This is a genomic window from Pseudoalteromonas sp. L1, from assembly GCF_021728095.1.
Classification (GTDB): domain Bacteria; phylum Pseudomonadota; class Gammaproteobacteria; order Enterobacterales; family Alteromonadaceae; genus Pseudoalteromonas.
Genome location: NZ_JAKKCT010000001.1, coordinates 1,301,082 through 1,324,011, shown reverse-complemented (window position 1 = coordinate 1,324,011; position 22,930 = coordinate 1,301,082). Strand labels below are relative to the sequence as shown.

At 41.1% G+C, this 22,930-nt stretch carries 25 protein-coding genes; 9 read left to right on the top strand and 16 right to left on the bottom strand.

Features of this window, described 5'->3' with window-relative positions:
- Positions 1 to 16 precede the first annotated feature (16 nt).
- From L3V38_RS06175 to ccoG, 3 genes are all read left to right on the top strand, one after another.
- Positions 17 to 574 carry a DUF1439 domain-containing protein gene (locus tag L3V38_RS06175; RefSeq protein WP_237118737.1) on the top strand — a complete coding sequence of 186 codons (558 nt, stop codon included), beginning with the start codon at positions 17 to 19 and terminating at the stop codon, positions 572 to 574.
- 114 nt (positions 575 to 688) lie between these two features.
- Positions 689 to 2,107, top strand: a complete 1,419-nt coding sequence (locus tag L3V38_RS06170; RefSeq protein WP_237118736.1) for a sigma 54-interacting transcriptional regulator — start codon at positions 689 to 691, stop codon at positions 2,105 to 2,107.
- Between the two features lie 139 nt (positions 2,108 to 2,246).
- A complete protein-coding gene (gene ccoG / locus L3V38_RS06165; protein WP_237118735.1) occupies positions 2,247 to 3,629 on the top strand; it encodes a cytochrome c oxidase accessory protein CcoG in 1,383 nt (460 codons plus the stop codon).
- 25 nt (positions 3,630 to 3,654) lie between these two features.
- Here the strand turns inward: ccoG and L3V38_RS06160 are convergent, their stop codons facing one another.
- The 3 genes from L3V38_RS06160 to L3V38_RS06150 all read right to left on the bottom strand — a co-directional run bounded on the left by L3V38_RS06160 (position 3,655) and on the right by L3V38_RS06150 (position 5,815).
- The gene (locus L3V38_RS06160; protein WP_130149661.1) at positions 3,655 to 4,071 is read right to left on the bottom strand and encodes a hypothetical protein; all 417 of its coding nucleotides are present in this window, start codon (positions 4,069 to 4,071) and stop codon (positions 3,655 to 3,657) included.
- A 184-nt stretch (positions 4,072 to 4,255) separates the two neighbouring features.
- Entirely contained in the window at positions 4,256 to 5,161 is a 906-nt protein-coding gene (locus L3V38_RS06155) for a M14 family metallocarboxypeptidase (protein WP_237118734.1), read from the bottom strand.
- Between the two features lie 63 nt (positions 5,162 to 5,224).
- Positions 5,225 to 5,815, bottom strand: a complete 591-nt coding sequence (locus L3V38_RS06150) for a hypothetical protein (RefSeq protein ID WP_237118733.1) — start codon at positions 5,813 to 5,815, stop codon at positions 5,225 to 5,227.
- A 160-nt stretch (positions 5,816 to 5,975) separates the two neighbouring features.
- Here L3V38_RS06150 and L3V38_RS06145 point away from each other — a divergent pair, with 160 nt between their 5' ends.
- Positions 5,976 to 7,013 (top strand): AI-2E family transporter, encoded by a 1,038-nt coding sequence (locus tag L3V38_RS06145; protein WP_130149664.1) that lies wholly within the window; start codon positions 5,976 to 5,978, stop codon positions 7,011 to 7,013.
- A 19-nt stretch (positions 7,014 to 7,032) separates the two neighbouring features.
- Here the strand turns inward: L3V38_RS06145 and L3V38_RS06140 are convergent, their stop codons facing one another.
- The 5 genes from L3V38_RS06140 to L3V38_RS06120 form a co-directional block, all read right to left on the bottom strand.
- Positions 7,033 to 7,452: a hypothetical protein gene (locus L3V38_RS06140; RefSeq protein ID WP_237118732.1), complete on the bottom strand. Its 420-nt coding sequence runs from the start codon at positions 7,450 to 7,452 to the stop codon at positions 7,033 to 7,035.
- Positions 7,439 to 8,776: an ATP-binding protein gene (locus tag L3V38_RS06135; RefSeq protein ID WP_237118731.1), complete on the bottom strand. Its 1,338-nt coding sequence runs from the start codon at positions 8,774 to 8,776 to the stop codon at positions 7,439 to 7,441. Before L3V38_RS06135 ends, L3V38_RS06140 begins: the two co-directional genes overlap by 14 nt.
- A complete protein-coding gene (locus L3V38_RS06130; protein ID WP_062568851.1) occupies positions 8,770 to 9,444 on the bottom strand; it encodes a response regulator transcription factor in 675 nt (224 codons plus the stop codon). Before L3V38_RS06130 ends, L3V38_RS06135 begins: the two co-directional genes overlap by 7 nt.
- 2 nt (positions 9,445 to 9,446) lie before the next feature.
- A complete protein-coding gene (locus L3V38_RS06125; protein WP_062568852.1) occupies positions 9,447 to 9,698 on the bottom strand; it encodes a PepSY domain-containing protein in 252 nt (83 codons plus the stop codon).
- Between the two features lie 160 nt (positions 9,699 to 9,858).
- Positions 9,859 to 10,158: a YciI family protein gene (locus L3V38_RS06120; protein WP_205989496.1), complete on the bottom strand. Its 300-nt coding sequence runs from the start codon at positions 10,156 to 10,158 to the stop codon at positions 9,859 to 9,861.
- A gap of 176 nt (positions 10,159 to 10,334) precedes the next feature.
- Between L3V38_RS06120 and L3V38_RS06115 the strand changes: the two genes are divergently transcribed.
- Positions 10,335 to 11,759, top strand: a complete 1,425-nt coding sequence (locus tag L3V38_RS06115) for a sodium-dependent transporter (protein ID WP_130149666.1) — start codon at positions 10,335 to 10,337, stop codon at positions 11,757 to 11,759.
- Positions 11,760 to 11,810: 51 nt separating this feature from the next.
- Here L3V38_RS06115 and L3V38_RS06110 read toward each other — a convergent pair whose 3' ends face one another.
- Positions 11,811 to 12,449: a CPBP family glutamic-type intramembrane protease gene (locus L3V38_RS06110; protein WP_237118730.1), complete on the bottom strand. Its 639-nt coding sequence runs from the start codon at positions 12,447 to 12,449 to the stop codon at positions 11,811 to 11,813.
- Positions 12,450 to 12,507: 58 nt separating this feature from the next.
- Positions 12,508 to 13,095 carry an inner membrane-spanning protein YciB gene (locus L3V38_RS06105; RefSeq protein WP_237118729.1) on the bottom strand — a complete coding sequence of 196 codons (588 nt, stop codon included), beginning with the start codon at positions 13,093 to 13,095 and terminating at the stop codon, positions 12,508 to 12,510.
- A gap of 162 nt (positions 13,096 to 13,257) precedes the next feature.
- Here L3V38_RS06105 and L3V38_RS06100 point away from each other — a divergent pair, with 162 nt between their 5' ends.
- Both L3V38_RS06100 and L3V38_RS06095 read left to right on the top strand, forming a co-directional pair.
- Positions 13,258 to 13,557: an HU family DNA-binding protein gene (locus L3V38_RS06100; RefSeq protein WP_346729895.1), complete on the top strand. Its 300-nt coding sequence runs from the start codon at positions 13,258 to 13,260 to the stop codon at positions 13,555 to 13,557.
- Between the two features lie 138 nt (positions 13,558 to 13,695).
- The gene (locus tag L3V38_RS06095; protein WP_237118727.1) at positions 13,696 to 14,268 is read left to right on the top strand and encodes a type 1 glutamine amidotransferase domain-containing protein; all 573 of its coding nucleotides are present in this window, start codon (positions 13,696 to 13,698) and stop codon (positions 14,266 to 14,268) included.
- Positions 14,269 to 14,335: 67 nt separating this feature from the next.
- On the opposite strand, the gene trpA is transcribed toward L3V38_RS06095, so the two are convergent.
- The 6 genes from trpA to L3V38_RS06065 are packed head-to-tail and all read right to left on the bottom strand — an operon-like array spanning position 14,336 to position 20,896.
- Entirely contained in the window at positions 14,336 to 15,148 is an 813-nt protein-coding gene (trpA, locus tag L3V38_RS06090) for a tryptophan synthase subunit alpha (RefSeq protein WP_055021153.1), read from the bottom strand.
- Positions 15,145 to 16,329: a tryptophan synthase subunit beta gene (gene trpB, locus L3V38_RS06085; RefSeq protein WP_237118726.1), complete on the bottom strand. Its 1,185-nt coding sequence runs from the start codon at positions 16,327 to 16,329 to the stop codon at positions 15,145 to 15,147. Before trpB ends, trpA begins: the two co-directional genes overlap by 4 nt.
- Before the next feature lie 7 nt (positions 16,330 to 16,336).
- Positions 16,337 to 17,701, bottom strand: coding sequence for a bifunctional indole-3-glycerol-phosphate synthase TrpC/phosphoribosylanthranilate isomerase TrpF (gene trpCF, locus L3V38_RS06080; protein WP_237118725.1), 1,365 nt, complete (start codon positions 17,699 to 17,701; stop codon positions 16,337 to 16,339).
- Complete coding sequence (gene trpD, locus L3V38_RS06075; RefSeq protein ID WP_237118724.1) at positions 17,694 to 18,713, bottom strand: anthranilate phosphoribosyltransferase; 1,020 nt, start codon at positions 18,711 to 18,713, stop codon at positions 17,694 to 17,696. Before trpD ends, trpCF begins: the two co-directional genes overlap by 8 nt.
- A gap of 9 nt (positions 18,714 to 18,722) precedes the next feature.
- Positions 18,723 to 19,328, bottom strand: a complete 606-nt coding sequence (locus tag L3V38_RS06070) for an aminodeoxychorismate/anthranilate synthase component II (protein ID WP_237118723.1) — start codon at positions 19,326 to 19,328, stop codon at positions 18,723 to 18,725.
- Positions 19,328 to 20,896: an anthranilate synthase component 1 gene (locus L3V38_RS06065; protein ID WP_237118722.1), complete on the bottom strand. Its 1,569-nt coding sequence runs from the start codon at positions 20,894 to 20,896 to the stop codon at positions 19,328 to 19,330. Before L3V38_RS06065 ends, L3V38_RS06070 begins: the two co-directional genes overlap by 1 nt.
- 524 nt (positions 20,897 to 21,420) lie before the next feature.
- On the opposite strand from L3V38_RS06065, the gene L3V38_RS06060 reads away from it, so the two are divergent.
- The gene (locus L3V38_RS06060) at positions 21,421 to 22,260 is read left to right on the top strand and encodes a PHP domain-containing protein (protein ID WP_237118721.1); all 840 of its coding nucleotides are present in this window, start codon (positions 21,421 to 21,423) and stop codon (positions 22,258 to 22,260) included.
- A gap of 9 nt (positions 22,261 to 22,269) precedes the next feature.
- The gene (locus tag L3V38_RS06055) at positions 22,270 to 22,890 is read left to right on the top strand and encodes an L-threonylcarbamoyladenylate synthase (RefSeq protein WP_237118720.1); all 621 of its coding nucleotides are present in this window, start codon (positions 22,270 to 22,272) and stop codon (positions 22,888 to 22,890) included.
- Positions 22,891 to 22,930 lie beyond the last annotated feature (40 nt).

Genomic DNA, 22,930 nt, shown 5'->3' with positions numbered 1-22,930 from the left:
TTTTTTGAGGAAGACCATGAGAATTTTACTATTATTAACTTGCTTACTGTTAGGCGCATGTAAAAGTACAGAGCAAGGCATTTCGGTTTATTCATTCACGAATTCAGAAATTGAAGCGGCTTTATCAAATCAACTACCCAAATTTAAAGAACAAATAAAATTAATGGGGTTACCTGTAGAATTTGCAGTTAACGATTTGAGTGTTAATGTCGGTCCAGAAAAACGTGATGTTATCGTGTTAGGTGCTGATTCAAGCGCTGTTGTTAATGCGTTTGCACTTAAATACCCTGTACGACTAAAGCTTGAAATAGAAGGTAGCCCTTTTTATGACAGTGAGAAAAAAGCCGTGTTCTTACGTAATGTAAAATTGTTAGATACGCAGGTAGATACCGCTGGCTTTAAAGGGAACTTAAGTTTACTTGATGATCAAGCTATGCAAGTAATTAATGGGTTTTTAGCGGTCAATCCAGTTTACAAACTTAATACAAGCGACCCGAAAATAGCTTTACTTAGTAAGTTGCCACTCGATCTGCAAGTAGCACAAGGTGAAATCCGCTTAGTTCCTGCCATGTAACTTTTTAACTAGTAAGAGCGCTTTTATAGCGCTCTTTGGCTTTTTTCATAGCTTGTTTTAATGATTATTCGTTGCGATAATGTGTCGTGATATTTCGCGAATAGACATTTTGCTATGATTAAAGAATTTTTAAATGATCCAACACTTTTATTAAATGCTGTAGGAGAAGGGATATACGGCTTTGATTTATCGGGTAATGCTGTATTCGTCAACCCAGCAGCTGAGCGTATGACTGGCTGGAAAGCAGAAGAACTCCTCGGTAAAAAAATTCACCAATATCATCACCATACTCGAAAAGATGGCTCACCATATCCTGCAGATGAATGCCAAATATATTGCACTATGTTCGATGGTAAACATCGTCACGTAAATGATGAGGTATTCTGGCGTAAAGATGGTAGTTATTTTGCTGTTGAGTATACCTCAACACCCGTTTACAAAAATGGCGCCTTGATTGGAGCAGTCGCGATTTTTCGCGATGTCTCAAAGCAGCAGCAAACTGAAGTTGCATTGCGCGATGCTCTGGCCCAAGTTCAGCACTTGTCTGAGCAGTTACAAGCTGAGAACGCCTATCTTATTTCTGAGTTAAATGAAGATTGGCAGGGGTCGGGTTTAGTCGGGCAAAGTCATTCGTTTCAAAGTATGCTTGAGCAAATAACCCTAGTGAGTCAAACGAACAGTACCGTTTTGATTTTAGGTGAAAATGGCACAGGTAAAGAACTGGTGGCGAGAAACTTACACCGTTTAAGTAGCCGCGCTGAGCAACCATTCATTAAAGTAAATTGCGCGGCATTTTCTGCAAATTTAATAGAATCAGAGTTATTCGGTCATGAAAAAGGAGCGTTTACCGGCGCTAATGAGCGCAGAAAAGGGCGTTTTGAACTGGCTGATAAAGGCACTCTATTTTTAGATGAAGTGGCAGAGTTACCATTAGAAGCGCAAAGTAAGTTATTGCGCGTGCTACAAGAGCAAGAGTTTGAGCGCGTAGGAGGTAGCCAAACCTTAAAAGTCGATATTCGAGTATTAGCCGCAACTAATCGAAACTTATGGCAAATGGTTGAGCAGGGCAGCTTTCGCATGGACTTATATTATCGCTTAAATGTGTTTCCCATTCGTGTTCCTGCGCTGCGTGAGCGCAAAGAAGACATTCCACTTCTCGCGGCAAACATAATCACTCAGCTTAACAAGCGGTTAGGTAAGCAGCTAAAGGGGCTTAGCAAAGCAACGCTCACTAAGTTGTCTAATTATGATTGGCCAGGCAATATTCGCGAGCTACAAAATATCCTCGAGCGTGAAGCTATTTTATCAAAACAAGCTTTGCTACAACTCTCTGCACCTTTGAATAACGAGCAAACAAATGAGCAAGTTGTCTCGCTTGCTGCTGTACAAAAGCAGCATATTTGCGAGGTACTAAAACGGTGTAACGGCCAAATATCAGGTGAAAATGGCGCTGCTACCTTGCTTGGTTTACCAGAAAGTACTCTTAGATCAAAAATGAAAAAGCTGGCTATAAAACGTAATTTCGCGAAATAGCGTGGCTGTTCGCGTTATTTCGCGATTTTGGTTATTTTAAGTGAGAAAATAGTCATTAATATCAATTATTTAATTTTATTTTGAGTTGGCCTGATAGTTGCTCTGTAAGGTTATTACCGACACAGAAGTAAGTAGCAAAATGAAATTTGATATTAAAGAGCAAGACTTAATCATCAAGCCCTACAACCAAGATGGGCCGATTTATATCCGAGAGCAAAAGGGGCACTTCCAACGTATCCGCCGTTACTTAGGCTGGGTACTGATGTTGACGTTTATCGCCATTCCGTGGATTCAGTATGATGGTCGTCAAGCCGTCTTACTCGACGTAGCAACACAAAAATTTAGCTTGTTTGGGTTAACACTGTTACCTCAAGATTTTATGATTTTAGCCATGTTATTTATGACAGGTGCTTTTGCATTGTTTTTTGTGACGAACTGGTTAGGCCGAGTTTGGTGTGGTTATACCTGCCCGCAAACAATTTGGATGCTTATGTTCACTTGGGTCGAACATAAAGTCGAAGGGAACCGTAACCAACGAATCAAACTTGATAAATCTCCTTGGTCAGCAAGTAAGTGGCAAAAGAAAATAACCAAACATGCAGTTTGGCTTGTCATCTCTTTACTCACATCAATGTCATTTATGGCTTATTTTATACCTGCTAAGTTTTTATACATGAGCTTATTCACACTTGAAATGTCAGGGCTTGTTAGCTTTTGGGTTTTCTTGTTCGCTTTTTGTACCTATGGCAATGCGGGGTTCTTACGTGAAAAAATGTGTACTGTTGCGTGTCCATATTCACGTTTTCAATCAGTAATGTTTGATAAAGACACGTTAGTCGTTACCTACGATCAAGAACGAGGGGAATCTCGTGGTGCGCGTAAGCGTAAAGCCGATCCTAAAGAGTTAGGTTTAGGTGACTGTGTAGATTGTAACCTGTGTGTTGAAGTATGCCCTGCAGGTATTGATATACGAAATGGCTTGCAATATGAATGCATAAACTGCGGCTTATGTATCGATGCATGTGACGATACCATGGAAAAATTTAATTATCCAAAGGGGCTAATAAAATATGCCTCAGAAAAACAAATGGAAGGAAAAACAACAAACCCATTTAGGTTAAAACTGCTTGGGTATGGCGGTTTAACGGCCTTATTTGTGGTTGCTATGGTCGTTTGGGTAGCTATGCGTACGCCAATAGAAGCATCAGTTATTCGTGACCGTAATGCTTTGTATCGTGTTAACTTTGAAGGGCTGGTTGAAAACCCATACACTTTATCAATTATCAATAAAACTCAGCATAGTTTGAGCTATTCAATTGGTATAACTGGTATCGAAGAGGCTAGTCTTCAGGTGCCAGAAACAATAACGATTGATGCAGGTCAAATGAAGAGGGTGCCTGTTACCGTGGTTGCTGATGGTTATGAATTAAAATCAAAAGTAACGCCAATTAGTTTCCATATTCAAGCGCTTGAAGATGCAGATATAGCGATAACGAAAGAAACAAAGTTTTATAAAAACTAATAACGATTGGTATTGAAATGGCTTGTTAACAAGCCATTTCAGCAAATTCAAGTTGTTTTAAAACATAAGCTTTGGCGCTTTGCAAATCATCAAATAAACAATCAAGAATTTGAATCGGAGACTCAGCTTCTGCGATGATACGTTTCATTTGATTAAGCACGATTGAAGAGCTGAACATATATGCTGTGGCAATACAGTTTGTGCCCTGTAAAGCACGGAATAAATTAGCAAAACCTCGTTCTGCATCAGGAGTCGTTGCAAGTAGGTGTGTAGAATGACTAATATAAGCCCACGGGCGCCCAGCCAAAGCACTGATATGCTTTTTTAAACCAGTCGCGAAGTCGTTGACTAATCGTGCGTTAATATTACCAGAAAATTGTCCAATAATTATTGGACCCTCAGTGATGATACTGACACTGCCATAGTGATTCTTAAATTCCAATTTGCTTCCCTTTCGAATTAAAAAGAGCGCGAATTTTATACAATTCACAGAGCGTGTCTAGCTATTTATTGTACAATTATAAAAAAGCATAAATATTCTAAATTTATGCTTTTTATTGGTTTTTAATTGCTTTTATGGGTGTTGTGCAGATAGCTTATTCATCTGGCATTTAAAGTATAGATAACTATTTATTAACAATATAGTCAAGAGCGCCTGTAATTGCCGCTACTTGAGCGTGAATACAAATTTCGTCACTTGCTTGTGGGCTATCAGGGTAGACCTCTGTTGTTGTTACAAATTCTGCATCTGTTAAGCCCATACATAAACCGAGCTTTTTCGCTTCGTAATTAATTACTCCAAACTGAGTTTGCGGCACACCAATCAACTGGTTATTTTCATCACTTGGGGCGATGTGGGTAACTTTTTCAACTGATTTTATAATTGCGGTTTGGAATTCATGTTCAGGACGTTCGCTGTCAGCTACAAGATAAAATCCATCTGGTATATTCCAATTATCGTGTGTTTTGGCATCGCGCGCTGCAAGCGCTGGACGAAACTCGCTATTATCAGTGTCGGTTGTTTCATGGAGATCAATATGTGCGTACGGTGCAATTGAATTATCAGCTAGGTACTGCATGATTGCTGCCGATTCTTGCGCAGGACTATTTTGATAAAAGGAGCGGTTTGGATCAGTTGCAGTTGGATTCCAACGGTTTATGGTTTCGTAACCCCAAGGGCTAATACAGGGTGCAATCAAAATATTAAAGTGTGAAAGGTAATCGGTAGCTGATTTTTTGGCAAAGGCTAATGCGCCGTGCACGCCACTCGTTTCATAACCGTGTACACCACCTGTTACTAACACGCATGGTTTATTATTTTGCCAATTTTTGCTTTTTAAAATGAAAAGCGGGTAGCTGTTAATGTCATAGTCAAGCGTACCATAGCGTTCAACATCGAACTTTTCTGATAATGAATCAAGCTGTGATACGACGTCATCTGAGTAGCTACGCTTTACTGATTGAAGCGCAAGCCATGCTTTTTTGTCTTCATCATTCCAAGGTTTACCAGGGGTTCCGATAGGATAACTCATAAAATACCTTATTTGGATTTGCTGCAAAAAAGCGAGCTTATCGAAGCGTAGCATGTCATGCAACTAGATAAGTTCAGTCGTTATGTTTCCTTGTTCATATAACTTTGCGTGATGATGTTTGTGAATGTCGAATAAGTATTGGCGCATTGCATCTTCGCCTTCACAGACCTTAATTATTTTTGCAGCAATACCTTTACTTGTCGCTCTGACAGGTTTGGCTCTGATCATCACATGCTCTTGGTTGGGTAACTTAAAAGCAAGCGTAATTTCTTGCTCTAAAACGGCTTCGGCATGTTTTGGTTGTAGGAGTATTCCAGTACTCGAGAGTGATAAAATAACGTATTTTTCTGTTTGTAGGTCAAGATCGGGTGTTCGCCAACTTCTTTCAATTCCTTTGGTGTCGATTACTTCAGGCGCACTAAGAACCGGCGTTAATTGACCGCTTTCATCTGTGGTGAACTCTAATGGAAACCACAACTGATAGATACCCACTTCTGCCAATAGCGTTAATTTTGCATTCTTGAGTAATCCACTTAGCTTGTCTGGTAGGTTGAGATTTAATGACATTTTAGTGTTGATAGGGTCATCAACACTTTGTTCAGCCTCAAATAAGCTATTAAAAAAAGACAACTCTTGCTCTGATAAATGTGTCATCCCTAGCTCCTTTTAAGTACGACTGGGTAATAGTAACTTAAGGTCATAGTTTGTTCAAATAATGTGTACAAAACAGGCATTAACTGTGCCAGTTGCACAGAGATTTCTTTTAGTGTTTATTTGACTTACACTGGAGAAAATAATTCACAAGGATTTTATTTTGTCGAGTTTGACTGGTGTAAATAAAAGTTTAGTTATCTTTGCCGCTTTAGTTATTGTTTTAGCAGGTATTAAAGCTGCAAGTGTAATTGTGATCCCTTTTGTTTTGGCAGCTTTTATTGCCATTATATGTAATCCCCTGATCCGCTTTTTTGCTAAATATGGAATTCCTAAAGCAATTGCAGTGGTTTTTGTCATGATGATGATAGTTGGTGTAGGGGTAAGCCTTGCCGGTTTGGTAGGGCAATCTATGACCGATTTCTCTGAAAAACTACCTGAGTACAAAGCGCAACTACAAGAAGAGTTTGTGTGGGTTGTTAATGTTGCTGCTAGTTATAACATCTTGATTGATAAAGAACAGATTATTTCTTTATTTGACCCAGGAAAAATGATTGATGTGGCTACAAATATGCTTACAGGCCTTGGCGGCGTAATGGCAAATATGTTTCTTATTATTTTAACGGTAGTATTTATGCTGTTTGAAGGGCCAATGCTAAGCAAAAAAGTACATATGGCATTAGATGACCCCGAAATGAAAATGAAGCAAATTGACCGCTTTTTAGACTCTATTAACTCTTATCTTGCGATAAAAACGTTAGTAAGTTTAGGTACCGGCCTGCTTGCTGGTTTTATGCTATGGGCACTTGGTGTTGATTACTTTGTGCTGTGGGGGGTTGTGGCATTCATGCTCAATTATATCCCTAATATTGGGTCGATTATTGCGGCCGTACCGGCGGTATTATTAGCTTTAATTACACAAGGCCCGCTTGTTGCTGGGGTTATTGCGGGTGGTTACCTAGTAATAAATACAGTGATGGGTAACATAGTTGAGCCTAAATTTATGGGTAAAGGTTTGGGTTTATCAACGTTAGTTGTATTCTTATCTTTAATCTTTTGGGGTTGGTTGATGGGAACAGTTGGAATGCTGTTATCCGTACCATTAACTATGATAGTTAAAATAGCTCTTGAAACAAGCCAAGAAGGGCGTTGGCTCGCAACTTTGCTGGGAAACGGCGAAGAGCTTAAATTAGATGATTAAAAGGCGCTGATGCGCCTTTTTACTTTAATGGTTGCTTTAACACACTCAGGTGCTGATTGAGTATAGCAATTTCACATTGCTTGTAGGTAATAGCTGCCTTGGTTGCATTTGGCATTTTTTGCAAATATCGCCAACGACAACTGTCCTCTTGATAGCTGGCTTGGTTTTTTACACTGCGTAAAAATATAGGTAATAGTTGGCTGTTCCCCGTATCTTCTTTTATCTTTTCCAGATCTAGAGTCAGTTTATTCACCCACATTTTTTGTTCGCGTTCCAAATCTGCAATGACTTTATCTAAGCAGCGAATATATTGCTTTGTTTCAGCAGGTGTATTGCCGTTTAATGTGCATTGCTGTTGAGCATCGATAGAGAATGCTTGAAATGATATAAATCCTAAAAAAACTGTAAATATCGGGTGTTTCATATTATTTTTTATCACGATAGTTAAACTCTAAAATAAACTCAGCGCCACCAAGTTTTTCGGAGTCACCAATTGTTAAGTGGCCATTATAAGAGTTTACTAAGTCCGACACGATAGCCATACCAACACCATGACCACTTTCATAAGTGTCCAATCGGGTGCCTCTTGTTAATAATGATTCACGCTTGTCAACGGGCACGCCAGGTCCATCATCACAGATATTAATTGTTAATGATTTGCCTTGCTTAACGTTAATGTCAACTTGCGAGCGGCAAGCTTTACAAGCATTGTCTATTAGATTACCTAACAATTCCATTAAGTCGGTTTTATCACCTAAGAAGTAATCTTTCTCTGTTACTTCACAAGTAAAGATAATATCTTTGTCACGATAAACCTTCGTCATGGCACTTAAAATTGAATCAATAACAGGTTTAACAAGCGTTTGTTTTTTCCATGTATCAGACGCACCAGTGGCGGCTCGCTTTAATTGATGCTCGATCATCACATTAATACGGTCTAACTGCTCTTGTGCATCTGCATCATTGGCTAAAGGGCTTGACTTAAGTACAGCTAATGGGGTTTTCAATGCGTGCGCTAAATCGCTTAATGACGCCCGATAACGCTCTTTTTGGCGCTGCTGTGATTCAAGTAATAAGTTTAAATCTGCCTTAATTGTTTGTAGCTCAACAGGGTAAAGACCCTTAATTTGTTGATTATCGCCAGACTCAATGGATTTTATTTCTTTGTCTAAACGTTGTAGGGGTCTTGCGCTCCAAACAAAACCAATCGCCATCAATGCGGCGATTGCAACACCCATAACATACATCCAATTTACTAAGGTTTGTTTAAAGCCATCCATCAACCTGAGTAGAGCATCATTACGTTTTAACAAAATAAACCGTGCATGCTCGGATTGATCTATATTTTCTAGGATAACGGTAAGGGTAAGCTGCCAATAAACCACATTATTATATTCAACACGACGGAAATCGGCTGAACCAGCAGGGGCTTCGAATTCGTCAGGAATAAAATTTATATTCGTTGCTGACTCAGAGTACCAAACAGGTAGATCGCCACGATAAATCATAGCGTAGGTGTCTGAGTTTAGTCTGTTTAGTTCGGGGGTGAGAATGGTGCTTGGCATCACAATGCCACGTTCAGTAAAGTCAACTTCAGAGATAAGAGAATATAAGTGGGCTTCGAGCGTTTTTTCGGTCGCTTCGACTAAGGAGGCGTAGTAAGCCTTACCAATTGAGAAAAACAAAATTGGTAAAGCAACTAATAAAACAAAGACAAGGATAAATCCTTGCCTTACTTTAAGCGGTATTTGCGATGCTACCACTGACTTTTAAGCCTGTAACCACGGCCACGTAACGTTTCTACAGGGTTTAGTGTACCGTCAGGGTCTAGCTTTTTACGTAAACGAAGCACGAATACTTCAATTACGTTTGAGTCAAGATCAAAGTCTTGGTCGTAAATATGCTCAGTTAGCTCTGACTTAGAGATCACTTTTTGTGGGTTAACCATTAAGTACTCAAGTACTTTGTATTCATATGCTGTCAGGCTAAGCTCTCTGTCATCTACCCATACTTGCTGAGAGCGAGTATGAATTTTGATTGGACCTGCTGTCATTTCAGGGTTTGCTTTACCCGCACTACGGCGAATAAGTGCGTTACAGCGCGCAATTAACTCTTCAACATGAAACGGTTTAGTAAGGTAATCATCAGCGCCTGCATCTAAACCTTCAACTTTATCTTGCCAACGGTCACGCGCCGTTAAAATTAAGATAGGAATAGTAATACCTTGTGCACGTGCTTTTGTGATCAGTTCTATACCATCTACTTTTGGTAAGCCTAAATCGACTACTGCCATATCAAGAGGGTATTCTGTAATATGAAATAAACCAGCTTCGCCATCGTGACAAAGATCTACACTGTAGCGCTCTTTCTCAAGGGCATTACGTAAATTGTCTGCTAAGTGTAAATCATCTTCAATTACTAAAATTCGCATTTTTAATCCTTTTTCACTTCGCCAGTCTTTTTGTTCACATGGATATCGACCACGTGTCCGTTCGTTTTTAATATTCTAACGGTATATACTTTTTCTTGCTCTGTGATTTTGAGGGTTCTACCGTCTTCCGCTTTTTTTGCAATCAACACTGCTTGCTTTTTACTGACCTCATCAGCTTGCTTGTTACTTGCAGCTGCTTGAAAGCTCGAAAGTGCAAATAGTAGGCTAAAACTGAAGGCTAATAATACGCGCATGACGGGAAACTCCTAAACCAGACCCATTTAGTTTAATTAACCAAGTAACTAAAACTCAAGTAAAAACGTTAAATTATGTGATTTAACGAGATGATCTTAGTTAACAAGCAGTGAACAAACACTGAATTATTGCAGCAGGAAAGTTCACTCTAATTAAAAATTAACCAAAGACTTTTTTAAATGGCTTTACAACTGAGTTATCGTAAACGCCAGCAGCAATATAAGGGTCGTTTGCTGCCCATTCCCTTGCTGCTTCTAATGAATCAAACTCAGCAACCACTAATGAGCCTGTAAAACCGGCTTCAGCAGGGTCTTCACTATCAACGGCTGGTAGCGGGCCTGCTGTAAATAAACGATTTTGATCGTCTAATTCCTGAAGGCGAGCTAAGTGAGCAGGGCGAGCAGATTTACGTGCTTCCAAACTATTCTCAACGTCTGTTGAATAAATCATATATAGCATAATGTGTTCTCAATGTTATTTTGAAAAAATAGTAGCATATTCTGCTGAGTAGACGAGAGATTATTTGCGTAATAATCTTTACACAAACCCATATAACTTTAACTTATAAAGCTTGAAATACGCGGTATAACACTGGTAGAGTCGCTTGATTGAGAAAATAATAATAAGGTTTTTAAATGAGCGAAAAACGCGAGCATTTTAGCTCCCGCCTCGGTTTTATTTTAGCGGCAGCCGGTTCTGCTGTAGGTATCGGAAACTTAGTGGGTTTTCCTGTTTCCGCTACAAAAAATGGTGGTGGTGCTTTCCTTTTAGTCTATGCATTGTTTGTCATTTTTATCTGTTTGCCTGTAATGATGGCCGAAATGGCAATGGGTCGTAAAGCGCAAAAAGATCCTCTCGGTTCTTACAAATTATTGGCGAGCAATGATCCAAAATGGAACTTTGCAGGCTTTTTAGCGGTACTAACGCCATTTATGATTGCTGTTTTTTACATGGTGATCACTGTGTGGATTTTTGGTTATTTATCGCAAACCGCATTTGGTAATTTAGATGCTTTAGCTCAGCCTGATAACTTTGGTACCTTTATCAATAGCTATACCGTGTTTGGTTATATGGCTGTAGTTGCAATCATCGTTAACTTGATCTTGGTTGGTGGTGTTAAAGAGGGCATCGAGAAAGCAGCTAAGTTTATGATGCCGGCTTTATTTGTGCTACTTACCGCGCTGGTGGTTTATGTATTAACACTTGATAACGCGATGGCGGGTGTTAAGTACTATATCGTTCCTGATTTCAGTAAAATGAGTGCAAGTGTACTTAATGGTGCGCTGGCTCAAGCGTTCTTCTCACTGTCGTTAGGTATGGGTATTTTAATGACCTATGCATCGTATATTTCTAAGAAAGACGACATTGTTGGCAGTGCAAAAATGGTTGCGGTAACCGATTCATTGGTTGCATTTATTGCCGGTCTTATGGTGCTTCCAGCTATTTTTAGTTTTAATCCGAATACTGATCCGAGTACTTTATCAGACTCATCGGTGTCGATGATTTTTGTATACCTACCAAAAATTTTATTAGCACTTCAAGCTGACATTGGTTACGTGGGTGCATCAATTGTTGCGTTTGTATTCTTCTTACTCGTCTTTTTTGCTGCAATTACGTCGCTTGTATCAATTGTAGAAGTACCAACAGCAACATTAAGTGACCGTAAGGGTATCAGCCGTAAAAAAGCATTGGCTATCCTAACTTTATCAACAGGCGTATTAACTGTGTTGTGTACCATGTCGTTTGGTATGGTTGACTCACTTACTCAGTTTGTTAATTATGGCGGCGCAGATAAGAGCTTATTTGATATTGTTTATGATGTGTTTTACGACACAATTTTACCGCTTAATGGTTTAATGGTGTGTTTATTCGTTATGTACCGCTGGAAAAAAGCAAACTTATCAGCAGAGCTAAGCCAAGGCTGTGACGGCTATATCGGCAGCTTTACAGAGAAGTATGTGAACTTTTCGCTATCAACGTTTATCCCTGCCATTTTATTACTTATTTTTGTAAATACGGTCGCAACGAAGTTTTTTGCATTTAGTATTTTCGGATTTTAAAAGCCAACTCAATATTTAGCCGCGCACTTTTGCGCGGCTTTTTTATATTCGCTAAATAGCCCCTGCATCTAAAACATCACCTAGCCCCAAAGTAAACATCCAAAGTCCCCATAAACTGTGTTCAATAACACACACAAAGGTCGAGCGGCTTTGCGCATAGGTGTAAGAAAAAAGCAGCCCACCTAAAAATGCCAGCAGTACGGCGAGTATATTCGCATAGACAATGTGAGCCAACGCAAACACCGATGCGCTGACAATAATACGCACGGTTTTACTTGGCATAATGTGTTTATAACGATGGAAAAAATAGGTTCTAAAAATAAGCTCTTGTGGCATCACCGATAAAATGGGATAGAGCAATAACAACATCAGCCAATCATAAAAAGAATTTCTGGGCATCGAAAACCAGTTTTCTTGATTCATGATGCCGTAAAACATGCCTGAGAATAGCGCCCCTAAAAAGAAGAAGCTAAACAAGCGACGTTTGACTGCACTAAATTCACCTAAGCTGGTTAGCCTAAAGCGTTTGAAATGAGGGTCAGACAAAAGCAACATGCTGCACACGGCCATTAAAATAATAAGGGCAGGTATAAGCCAGTTAGCGAGGTGGGCGCGTAGCAAGAAGCCTAATAGCGGCAAAGAAACAAATATGAGGGTAAATTCAAACCAGCGGTATTGGTTAGCGTTCAATGTCGTCTCAGCGTGTTTTTTGTATACGCTAACAAGCTAAGACGACAGATTTATGACATTAAGATTGCTTTGAATCTTCCTCTTCGTCATCCTCAGGTAAGTATTTAAATAGAGTAATGATGGTGGCTAGCACGCATACAAAGGTAATGCCCATTAAACCAAATACTTTAAAGTTAACCCAAAAATCGAGTGAGAAATTATAGGCAATGTAGATGTTCAGCGCTGATATACCACCGGTTACTGCAACCCAAAAGAGATTAAGTTTGTTCCACAGTGTTTCCGGTACCTTGATTTCTTGTTTACTCTCAGAGGCATTTTCTAAAATAGAGCTAAGTGCTTTTTTAACTAGGTTTTTGCCAAGCACATAGCGGCTGACTAACAAGGTAGCACTTAAGATGGCATAGACAATGGTGGCCTTCCATTTCACATACTGTTCATCGTGGAAGACTAAGGTAAGTGTTCCTAGCACGACTGCGATTGCAAAAAACACCCAGTGGCGGGTTGGTACTTTGCCATCTTTAAAATAACAATAAGCAACCTGAATTAAGGTAGTTAGCATCAGCAAGGCTGTTGCCCAATAAATATCAACTAATTTGAAAACCGCAAAAAACAAAATCAGCGGAGTGTATTCAATAATTGCGCGCATAGATTTATAAATGCTCTAATTTAAAAAGATACGGGGTTGTATCAAGTTATAGCTCAAGATACAAGGTTGACTTAGTTGCCCTGAAAGCTTAGCCTCCCGAGCCAATCTGGCCTAAACCAATGTTTAGGATGTTTTACCTTATCTTTTTCCGCTTAACCTCAGATGATTAAGCGGCGTATTTTGGAGCATATTATGAATAAAGCCGCGTTAGTATCGCAAATGGCTGCCCACAGTGAATTAACAAAAAAAGACACACAAGCAGCCTTAACGAGCATGTTAAATGCTATCGAAAAATCATTATCTGAGGGCGACCAAGTGCAAATAAATGGCTTTGGTACATTTGCCCTAAGTTATTACCCAGCACGTAAAGGGCGCAACCCGCAAACCGGTGAAGAAATTGAGATTGAAGGCGCTAATAAGCCAGTATTCAAACCTGCTAAAGCACTCAAAGACGTTTTATAAGCAGGATTTGCACAGCGGCTGTAGTATTTACAGAGTAAAAATTGGTGACTTAAAAATTAATTTAATATTTTCAATGCATTAAGTCTTGGCATGTTGTCTGCTTCTAATGATTTAGGTTTGCCCAAATAAGGAGATAACATGTCAGATTTAAATAGCCAACTTAATGGTAAAAAGATTGCCATTCTTGCAACCAACGGCTTTGAGCAAAGCGAGCTATTGTCACCACGAAGCGCATTATTAGAAGCTGGTGCACTTGTTGAAGTTGTGTCACTTGAGCGTGGCGATATCACCGCATGGGATGAAAACCAATGGGGTGAGCGAGTCACTGTTGACCGCGTAGTCAGCGAAGCAGACTCTGCAGAGTATGACGCGTTACTGCTTCCTGGTGGTTTATTCAACCCAGATACGTTACGTCAAAATAGCGAAGCAAAAGCCTTTGTTGATGGTTTTTTCACTGCCGGTAAAAACAAACCCATTGCCGCGATATGCCATGGTCCATGGCTATTAGCCGAAATTAACAAGTTACGCGACCGCAAGGTGACATCATACCCAAGTATTAAAACTGATTTGATCAATGCTGGTGCTAATTGGGTTGATCAAGAGGTGTGTGTTGATGAAGGCATAGTCACAAGCCGAAGCCCTGCTGATTTAGAGGCTTTTAATCGTAAGTTTATCGAAGAGATTAAAGAAGGCGAGCACCGCCATCATTAATCATTTCTCATAATTAGTTAGACATAAAAAAGGGCCTTTAAGGCCCTTTTTTATGTAATAAAACAACTTACTTAGTAGCAGCTTTCATACTGGCTACAAACTCTTTTAAACCAGTGAGCATTGCTGCTTGGTCATCAAGGTTTGCCTCGATGATTTTAACAACCGCAGAGCCTGAAATGGCACCAGCGGCCCCTGACTCAAGTGCTGATTTAACATCTTCAGGTGTTGATACACCAAAGCCAAGTAGAGCCGGTGCAGCATGATAATCTTTTAGTTTTTTAACTAATGAATCTGCTGGCATTTGTGCCTTGGTTTCTGTGCCTGTCACACCTGCGCGTGAAAGAAGGTATGTGTAACCACGACCATATGACGCACACTCCCGTAAGGTGTCATCATCAGCATTAGGCGTTGCAATAAAAATTGGGTCGATGCCATTTTTCATTGCTGTTTGGCGAAATAGCTTTGACTCATGTAGTGGCACGTCAGCCACTAAAATTGAATCAACACCGGCTTCTTTAGCATCTTGATAAAATTTTTCGATGCCACGCTTAAACACCAGGTTTGAATATAATAATAGGCCAATTGGAATATCGGCATTGTACTGACGCACTTGTTTAATGATATCAAAGCAATCTTGGGTATTGATGTTTTCATCAAGTGCACGAATGTTGGCAGCTTGGATCACTGGGCCATCTGCAATCGGATCTGAAAATGGAATACCTAGCTCAAGGGCATCAGCGCCGCCATCAATTAAGCTTTTGATGATTTCTACACTCAGTGCTTTATTAGGGTCGCCAATAGTAACAAAGGGTACAAAGGCACCTTGGTTTGTTTCATTTAATGTGGCGAACAGTTGTCCGTAACGGTTAGTCTGGCTCATAGTGCGCCTCCTTCTGATAAAACACTGTGTACGTGAGCCAAATCTTTATCGCCTCGGCCGCTTAGATTAACCACTAAAATAGTGTCTTCGGTTTGTTGCTCGGCATATTTAAGGGCATATGCGAGGGCATGGCTTGATTCAAGCGCTGGAATAATCCCTTCGTTCTTAGCCAGTCGTTGGAACGCTTCAAGTGCTTCTGTATCGGTAATACCTACGTACTCTGCACGGCCTGTTTCATGCAAGTGAGCATGCTGTGGGCCAACAGCAGGGTAATCAAGACCAGCTGATACAGAGTAAGACTCTTCAATTTGGCCATCATCATCTTGCATAATGTAGGTATAAGTACCGTGTAAAATGCCTTTTGTGCCTTTACATAAGGTGGCACCATGCTGGTGGGTATCTAAGCCTTTACCAGCGGGCTCTACACCAATTAGTTTTACGCTTGGCTCATCAATAAAATCTGTGAACATACCAATGGCGTTAGAGCCACCACCCACACAAGCAAGTACAGCATCCGGTAAGCGACCTTCTGCTTTTAGCACTTGTTGTTTTGCTTCTTCACCAATCATTTTTTGGAACTCTCGCACCATGGTTGGGAATGGGTGAGGGCCTGCTGCAGTGCCTAGTAAATAGTGAGCGTCTTTATAATTTGCTGACCAGTCACGCAGGGCTTCATTTACGGCATCTTTTAAGGTGCCAGAGCCCGCTGTGACAGGAATAACCTCTGCGCCCATTAGTTTCATACGAAATACATTTGGTTGTTGACGTTCTACGTCTTTTGCACCCATGTAAATACGGCATTTTAAGCCAAGTAGGGCACAGGCTAGGGCTGTTGCAACACCGTGTTGGCCGGCACCTGTTTCTGCAATCACTTCTTTTTTACCCATACGTTTGGTCAGAAGTGCTTGACCAAGTACTTGGTTGGTTTTATGTGCACCACCGTGCAGTAAATCTTCACGCTTTAAATACAGTTTTACCTTAGGATTTTTAACTAAGTTTCGTGTCAGTGTTAATGGTGTAGGGCGACCTGCGTATTCATTTAATAATTTTTCAAACTCAGCCTGAAAAGCTGGATCGTTTTGTGATTTATTAAACTCTGCTTCAAGTTGCTTGAGTGCAGGCACAAGCAGCTGTGGTACAAACATACCACCGAATTCACCGAAATAAGCTGGATTTTGCATTCTAACCTCAATAATTTCTGATATGCGAAAACGCATTTTGTAATTTTGTTTGGCACTTTTTACCCGCTGACGCTTCAACGCCAGAATTTAGGTCAAGGCCATTAGCACCGCGATAAAGCGCTGCGTGAATATTTTCTGGGTTTAAACCCCCGGCTAACATAAACGGCACGGTTGCCGTCTCTAGCACTGACCAATCAAATGCTTCGCCTGTACCGCCTTTTTGGCTTTTGCTGTAAGTGTCGTATAAATGGCGATCAACCCCTTCAAGCGGTTTGGGTAATTCGCCTTTAACAGCTTGGGCTTTCCAAATTTCACAGCCAAGCGGTAATTGCTTTCTGAGACTTTGAATATACTCGCTATTCTCGTCACCATGTAATTGCACTGCAGCTAATTTTAAGCTTTGTGCATAATCGACCACTTGCTCAAGAGGTGCATTGACAAACACACCCACATACGCGAGCGGGGCACTTTGCGTAACTTGCTTGGCACAGTCGATATCGACATAGCGCGGTGACTTAGGATAAAAAATTAAGCCACCATACACAGCACCACTGGCGTAGGCTGCCATCGCATCTTGTGAACGGGTTAAACCGCACACTTTGTTCTCACCTAAAATCACTTTACGACACGCGGCTTCTAAGTCGCGCTCAGCCATCAGTGAGCTGCCAATTAAAAAGCCATCACACAATGGCGCAAGGCGTTTAACATCTTTATGGGTATAAATGCCCGATTCTGAAATCACCACTTTGTCATTTGGGATAAGCTGACGTAAACGCTCAGTTGTTGCAAGATCAGTACTTAAATCACGAAGGTCGCGGTTATTAATACCAATTAGGCTGGCATTAAGTGCAAGTGCACGACTTACCTCTTGTTCATTACTAACTTCAGTGAGTACCGACATATTTAAAGAATCAGCCACTTTATGAAGCGCTAAATATTGCTCGTCATCAAGGACTGAGAGCATTAATAGAATCGCATCACCACCCGATAAGCGTGCTAAATAAACTTGGTACTCATCAATAAAGAAATCTTTACAAATAAGCGGCTGTTCAACTTGGCTGCGCACGTGTTCGAGGTACTGATAGCTACCTTGAAAATATTTTTCGTCAGTTAATACGCTCATACAGGTTGCGTACTTTTTATAAACCGATGTAATTTCGTCTAAATTGAATGGTTCGCGAATAAGCCCTTTTGACGGCGAGGCTTTTTTACATTCTAAAATAAACTGTGTACCGGTTGCTGCTAATGCCGCTTCAAAGTTTCGCTTGGTTGGCACAACATCGCTAATGAACGATTCAAGCGGGCGCTGTGCTTTTCTTTGTTCTAATTCAATGCGTTTGTCGGCAACAATTTTGTCTAACACGTTAGCCATGACTTACCTCAATAATTGCGTTCAATGTGTCCATCGCTTTGCCTGATGCTAATAATTCGCTTACTTGATCTGCGGCTGCTTTTAAATCACCTGCTTTATCGGTTAAATAAAGAAGGGCGGCAACGTTGGCTATAATGGCAGCGTTATGCGCCATTTCACCTTGACCTTGTAAAATCGCTAAGCTTGCTTTTGCGTTATATTCTGGGCCTTGGCCTGCTAGTTGTTCAAGTGAATAGTTTGCAAGACCAAAATCGCTCGCTGTTAGCGTGTACTCGCTCAGTTCACCGTTATTAAGCTCAACCACTTTGGTTGTCCCGTGTAAGGCAATTTCGTCAGTGCCTGCACCGTGAACCACCATAGCGCGTTTTGTGCCAAGGGTTTTTAAGGTTTCGGCCATTGGTAAGCACAGTGAAGGGTCATAAACACCAAGCAATTGCACCTTAGGGGCAGCAGGATTGGCCAGTGGCCCTAAGATATTAAAAATTGTGCGGCTTTTAAGAGCCGTACGCACGCCCATCGCATGGCGTACACCACTGTGATAATGCGGTGCAAATAAAAATGTAAACCCAGTATTGTCTAAACAATGCGCTGCTTGCTCAGGGCTCATATCGATATTGATACCCAAGGCTTTAAGTAAATCCGCTGAGCCCGAATTACTCGACACACTGCGATTACCATGTTTGACCATATTGATGCCCGCAGCGGCGGCAACAATAGCAGCTGTGGTACTAATATTAATTGTGTTTGAGCCATCGCCACCGGTACCACAGCTATCAGCAAGTAAGGTTTTGCTGGTTTGAAATGGCACTGCGTTGGCGCGCATTGATGCCGCCGCACCGGCGATTTCATCACTTGTTTCGCCTTTTAGTTTTAGGGCGATAAGTGCAGCAGTTAATTCAATATCATTAAGCTGGCCATTCATGATGGCGTCAAACAATGCAGTTGCTTGCGAAAATGATAAATCTTGCTTTGCTAACAATTGGTTTAACTGGGTTTGAGTTGTTGCTTCCATGTTATTCCTCTACTGCACGCGTGTGGTTAAAAATTCAATGCTTTGCTGTAATAGCAATGCGCCATTTGGCGTTAAAATTGACTCAGGGTGAAACTGATAGCCAAGGGCACTATCTTGTTGGTGGTAAATTGCCATTGGAATATTTTCATAACAAGCAATTACTTCAACGTCGTCAGGGACTTTAGTTGCCATTAATGAATGATAACGAGCAACCGGCATTTTATCGCCCATACCCGCGAATACTGGGTGCTCAGTCAACGTAATAATTGATGACTTGCCATGCACAGTTTCGCCCGCATGACCAATAACCCCACCGTAGCTTTGTGTTAGTGCTTGCTGCCCTAAACAGATACCCAGCATCGGGAAGCGGCCTTTACACAGTTCAATGAGCTCCATTAAACAACCCGCATCAGATGGTGCGCCAGGACCAGGTGATAGCACTAATAGTACAGGTACTGTCTCTTGGCACATTTTGTCGAAGATGCTTTGTGCACTGATGTTATTACGGTATACCACTAACTGGCACCCTAACATAGAAAGTTCATCGACTAAGTTATAACTAAATGAATCAAAGTTATCTAAAAAGTAGATTTTATAGGCTGATGTTGTCGTCATTATTGTGCCTCGTAAGTCGATTGAATCGCAGTGATCACAGCTTGTGCTTTAGCGCGGGTTTCATTGGCTTCTGATTGTGGATCTGAATCAAACACCACACCTGCACCTGCTTGCACGTAGGCTGTGCCGTTTTTAACAAAGGCAGAGCGAATAACAATACAGCTATCCATGGCACCATCACCTGTTAAATAACCTACTGCACCTCCATAGCTGCCGCGACGTTTTTGTTCGGTTTGACGAACTAACTCAGCAGCGCGTACTTTAGGGGCACCCACTAAGGTGCCCATGTTCATACAAGCTTGGTAAGCATGTAGCGCATCGAGTTCAGGTTTTAAAGTACCAACCACGCGTGAAACTAAATGCATCACTTGTGAGTAGCGGTCTACTTTTAATAACTCTTTAGCGTGACGTGTGCCTGGTACGCTAATACGGGCTACATCATTTCGCGCTAAATCAACTAACATCAGGTGCTCGGCACGTTCTTTTTGGTCGTTGCGAAGTTCAAGCTCAATGCGGCTGTCTAGGTCTGGATTAATTTGCCCATTAGCAAACTTGCCACGAGGGCGAGTACCTGCAATTGGGTATACCTCAACTTGTTTGCTCTCTGGGCAGTATTTGAGGGCTGACTCGGGCGATGCGCCGAATAACACAAACTCTTCATCGCGCATGTAAAACATATATGGGCTTGGGTTTTGTTGTTTTAGTTGGCTGTAAGCATGAAGTGAGTCAGGGCAGGCGAGAGAAAAAGTACGTGATGGAACAACTTGGAAAATATCGCCATCAACGATGTTGTTTTTTAACGTGATGACATGTTCGCAGTATTGCTCGTCGCTAACATCGACAGAAATTGGGTTTGAGCCTGTTTGCTTTTGCCCTTGGTAGCTTTGTGCATTGTCACATACGGTATTTAAACGTTCTAACTGTTGACCAACCTCAAAGCAATTAGCATGGACTTCAGGGCCGTTAAATACATTGCCAATTAGCTCGGTTGTTTTTGCTTGATGGTCGATGACAACTAACGTTTCGGCTAGGTAGAAAACATAATCTGGGCAGCTGTTCTCGCCGTCAGGTACATCTGAAAGGGTTTCAAAATTAGCAACCATGTCGTAGGCAAACACACCGCCTAAGAACACAGAGAATGGGTTGTCTGTGGTGCTTTTAATACTGTTAATGCAGCTACGTAGCGCACTAAATGCATTATCTGCTACTAATTTACTGGCTTCATCAATATCGCTTGCGACCTCGTTGTAGGTTAACGTTAATGTATCTTCTACAAGCTCTGCAGAGCAGTTTTGCACATGAGTTTGTAAATAAGGCAGTAATTGCTTGCCATTATTTGACTGTGCAGTGAGTGTGACCTGTTTGCCTTGGCAAACAATACGTAGCGCTGAGTCAACCAAAATTAGACTTTTTACACTGTCTTTAGAATCAATTTCAGCAGACTCTAACAGCAGTGAATTAGGCTTATCGAGTAAACTGTATAACGCAAGTGGGCTACTGATGTAGTCGCGCACTTGAGTGATACTGGTTACTTCACCCGGTGTCGTTGTTATATGACTAAAAATCAAACCTCATTCTCCCTCATTCCCAAAAACTCTTTAAAAAACAAAACCCCGCGAAGCGATGCTTGGCGGGGTTCGTATAAAGATGCCTATAAATTAGATAGACCCTTACCGTCCCGCTAAGCCAGGCGCCACCACCAATGATGTGTAAGAGTTGCTATGTAATTCATTATAAAACCTTAAAATTTAGATATAAAAAAACCCGCTACTTGAGCGGGTTTTGAAATCGTTAGACACGACAATTCGTCACCCGCTAGTTACGAGTGCCACCACCAAATTGTGATTTGAATTGTTTTGTTCATTGTTATTGCTTATTTAACGTGTCTGAAAGTGCATACAGTAAAGCGTACCTATGCCGATACTGTCAAGCATTAATTTACATATTAATACGTGTTCGGCATTTACCTCTCGTAATTGCCCATTTATGTGGGTATATATGTCTAACCTAAAAAGATAATCACGCCCTCGCAGTAAATTTTTGTTATACTCACATCATTGATTCAAGAACTTACGTAAAGCAGTCTTTCCCTTTGATAAAATACGATTTACATAGCCACACCACATACTCAGATGGTCAGCTATCAGTCGAGCAATTGTTACACCGCGCGGTTGAGAAAAACATAGATGTGTTTGCAATTACCGATCACGACACGTTGAGTGCGATAAAACCAGCTCGCCAAGTCATTGCAGATGATAATTTACCGCTTAAATTAATTGCTGGCGTTGAAGTATCAACAAAATGGGAAAGCTTTGAAATTCATATTGTTGGCTTAAATGTTGATGATGAAAATGACGCACTGTTGTCATTATTACAAGCGCAACAAGGCAAGCGTGAAGAGCGTGCTTTAGAGATAGGTCGTCGCCTCGCTAAAAATGGTTTTGAAGGCATTTACGAGCAAGCAAAAACATTTGCCGAAAACGCCCAGATCACACGCGCGCATTTCGCCCGTGCACTGATTGAACGTGGTGTAGCTAAAAACTTCCCGGGGGTATTTAAAAAATACTTAGGGCGAGGAAAAACAGGCTATGTACCAAGTAGTTGGTGCGATATGAAAACGGCAATTGCTGCCATTCACCAAGCGGGTGGGGTTGCCGTTCTTGCCCATCCTGGGCGTTATCAAATGTCGAATAAGTGGCTACGTAAGTTAATTATTGAGTTTAAAGACGCAGGTGGTGATGCGATGGAAGTTGCACAGCCACAGCAAGCGCCGAGTGAGCGCCAGTTTTTAGGTGAACTTTGCCGTGAATATGGTTTACTTGCGTCGCAAGGGTCAGATTTTCATTTTCCGACCAGTTGGTTGGAGTTAGGTAAAAATTTATACTTACCAAAAGATTGCCAAGGGGTTTGGCAAGCATGGGAAGGGCAATAGGAGCGTGTAATGAGTCAGTTTTTTCATATTCATCCAGATAATCCGCAACCACGCTTAATCAGCCAAGCGGTTGATATTATTAAGCAAGGCGGTGTTATTGTATACCCAACCGATTCGGGTTATGCACTTGGCTGCAACATTGGTAATAAGCAAGCAAAAGAGCGCATCGAACGTATTCGTGGCATTGAAAAACACCATAACTTTACCTTAGTTTGCCGCGACTTATCAGAGCTATCCACCTATGCTCGCGTCGATAATCAGTTATTCAGATTAATTAAAAATAACACCCCCGGGCCTTATACGTTCATCTTTAAAGGCACTAAAGAAGTACCAAAGCGTTTATTAAACGAAAAGAAAAAAACCATTGGTATTCGTGTTATCGAACACCCAATCACCTGTGCTTTATTGGCTGAATTAGGTGAACCGTTAATGTCGTGTTCTTTAATTTTACCAGGTGAGCAATATACTGAGGCTGATCCTGATGAAATTCGCGATCGCATTGAAAAGCAAGTTGATTTAATTATTCATGGTGGTTATCTTCCTGAACAGGCAACCACAGTAATTGACTTATCAGATGATAGCATCGAAATCTTACGTGTCGGTTGTGGTGATACCAAACCATTTGAGTAGAGACTTCATTGACTAGCCCAGAGCTTGACGCGCCAGATAA

Bases quoted from the DNA above. Each gene is read 5' to 3' on its own strand.
- L3V38_RS06175 (WP_237118737.1), top strand. From the start codon at position 17: ATGAGAATTTTACTATTATTAACTTGCTTACTGTTAGGCGCATGTAAA.
- L3V38_RS06170 (WP_237118736.1), top strand. From the start codon at position 689: ATGATTAAAGAATTTTTAAATGATCCAACACTTTTATTAAATGCTGTA.
- ccoG (WP_237118735.1), top strand. From the start codon at position 2,247: ATGAAATTTGATATTAAAGAGCAAGACTTAATCATCAAGCCCTACAAC.
- L3V38_RS06155 (WP_237118734.1), bottom strand. From the start codon at position 5,161: ATGAGTTATCCTATCGGAACCCCTGGTAAACCTTGGAATGATGAAGAC.
- L3V38_RS06150 (WP_237118733.1), bottom strand. From the start codon at position 5,815: ATGACACATTTATCAGAGCAAGAGTTGTCTTTTTTTAATAGCTTATTT.
- L3V38_RS06130 (WP_062568851.1), bottom strand. From the start codon at position 9,444: ATGCGAATTTTAGTAATTGAAGATGATTTACACTTAGCAGACAATTTA.
- L3V38_RS06125 (WP_062568852.1), bottom strand. From the start codon at position 9,698: ATGCGCGTATTATTAGCCTTCAGTTTTAGCCTACTATTTGCACTTTCG.
- L3V38_RS06120 (WP_205989496.1), bottom strand. From the start codon at position 10,158: ATGCTATATATGATTTATTCAACAGACGTTGAGAATAGTTTGGAAGCA.
- L3V38_RS06115 (WP_130149666.1), top strand. From the start codon at position 10,335: ATGAGCGAAAAACGCGAGCATTTTAGCTCCCGCCTCGGTTTTATTTTA.
- L3V38_RS06105 (WP_237118729.1), bottom strand. From the start codon at position 13,095: ATGCGCGCAATTATTGAATACACTCCGCTGATTTTGTTTTTTGCGGTT.
- L3V38_RS06100 (WP_346729895.1), top strand. From the start codon at position 13,258: ATGATTAAGCGGCGTATTTTGGAGCATATTATGAATAAAGCCGCGTTA.
- L3V38_RS06095 (WP_237118727.1), top strand. From the start codon at position 13,696: ATGTCAGATTTAAATAGCCAACTTAATGGTAAAAAGATTGCCATTCTT.
- trpA (WP_055021153.1), bottom strand. From the start codon at position 15,148: ATGAGCCAGACTAACCGTTACGGACAACTGTTCGCCACATTAAATGAA.
- trpB (WP_237118726.1), bottom strand. From the start codon at position 16,329: ATGCAAAATCCAGCTTATTTCGGTGAATTCGGTGGTATGTTTGTACCA.
- trpCF (WP_237118725.1), bottom strand. From the start codon at position 17,701: ATGGCTAACGTGTTAGACAAAATTGTTGCCGACAAACGCATTGAATTA.
- trpD (WP_237118724.1), bottom strand. From the start codon at position 18,713: ATGGAAGCAACAACTCAAACCCAGTTAAACCAATTGTTAGCAAAGCAA.
- L3V38_RS06070 (WP_237118723.1), bottom strand. From the start codon at position 19,328: ATGACGACAACATCAGCCTATAAAATCTACTTTTTAGATAACTTTGAT.
- L3V38_RS06055 (WP_237118720.1), top strand. From the start codon at position 22,270: ATGAGTCAGTTTTTTCATATTCATCCAGATAATCCGCAACCACGCTTA.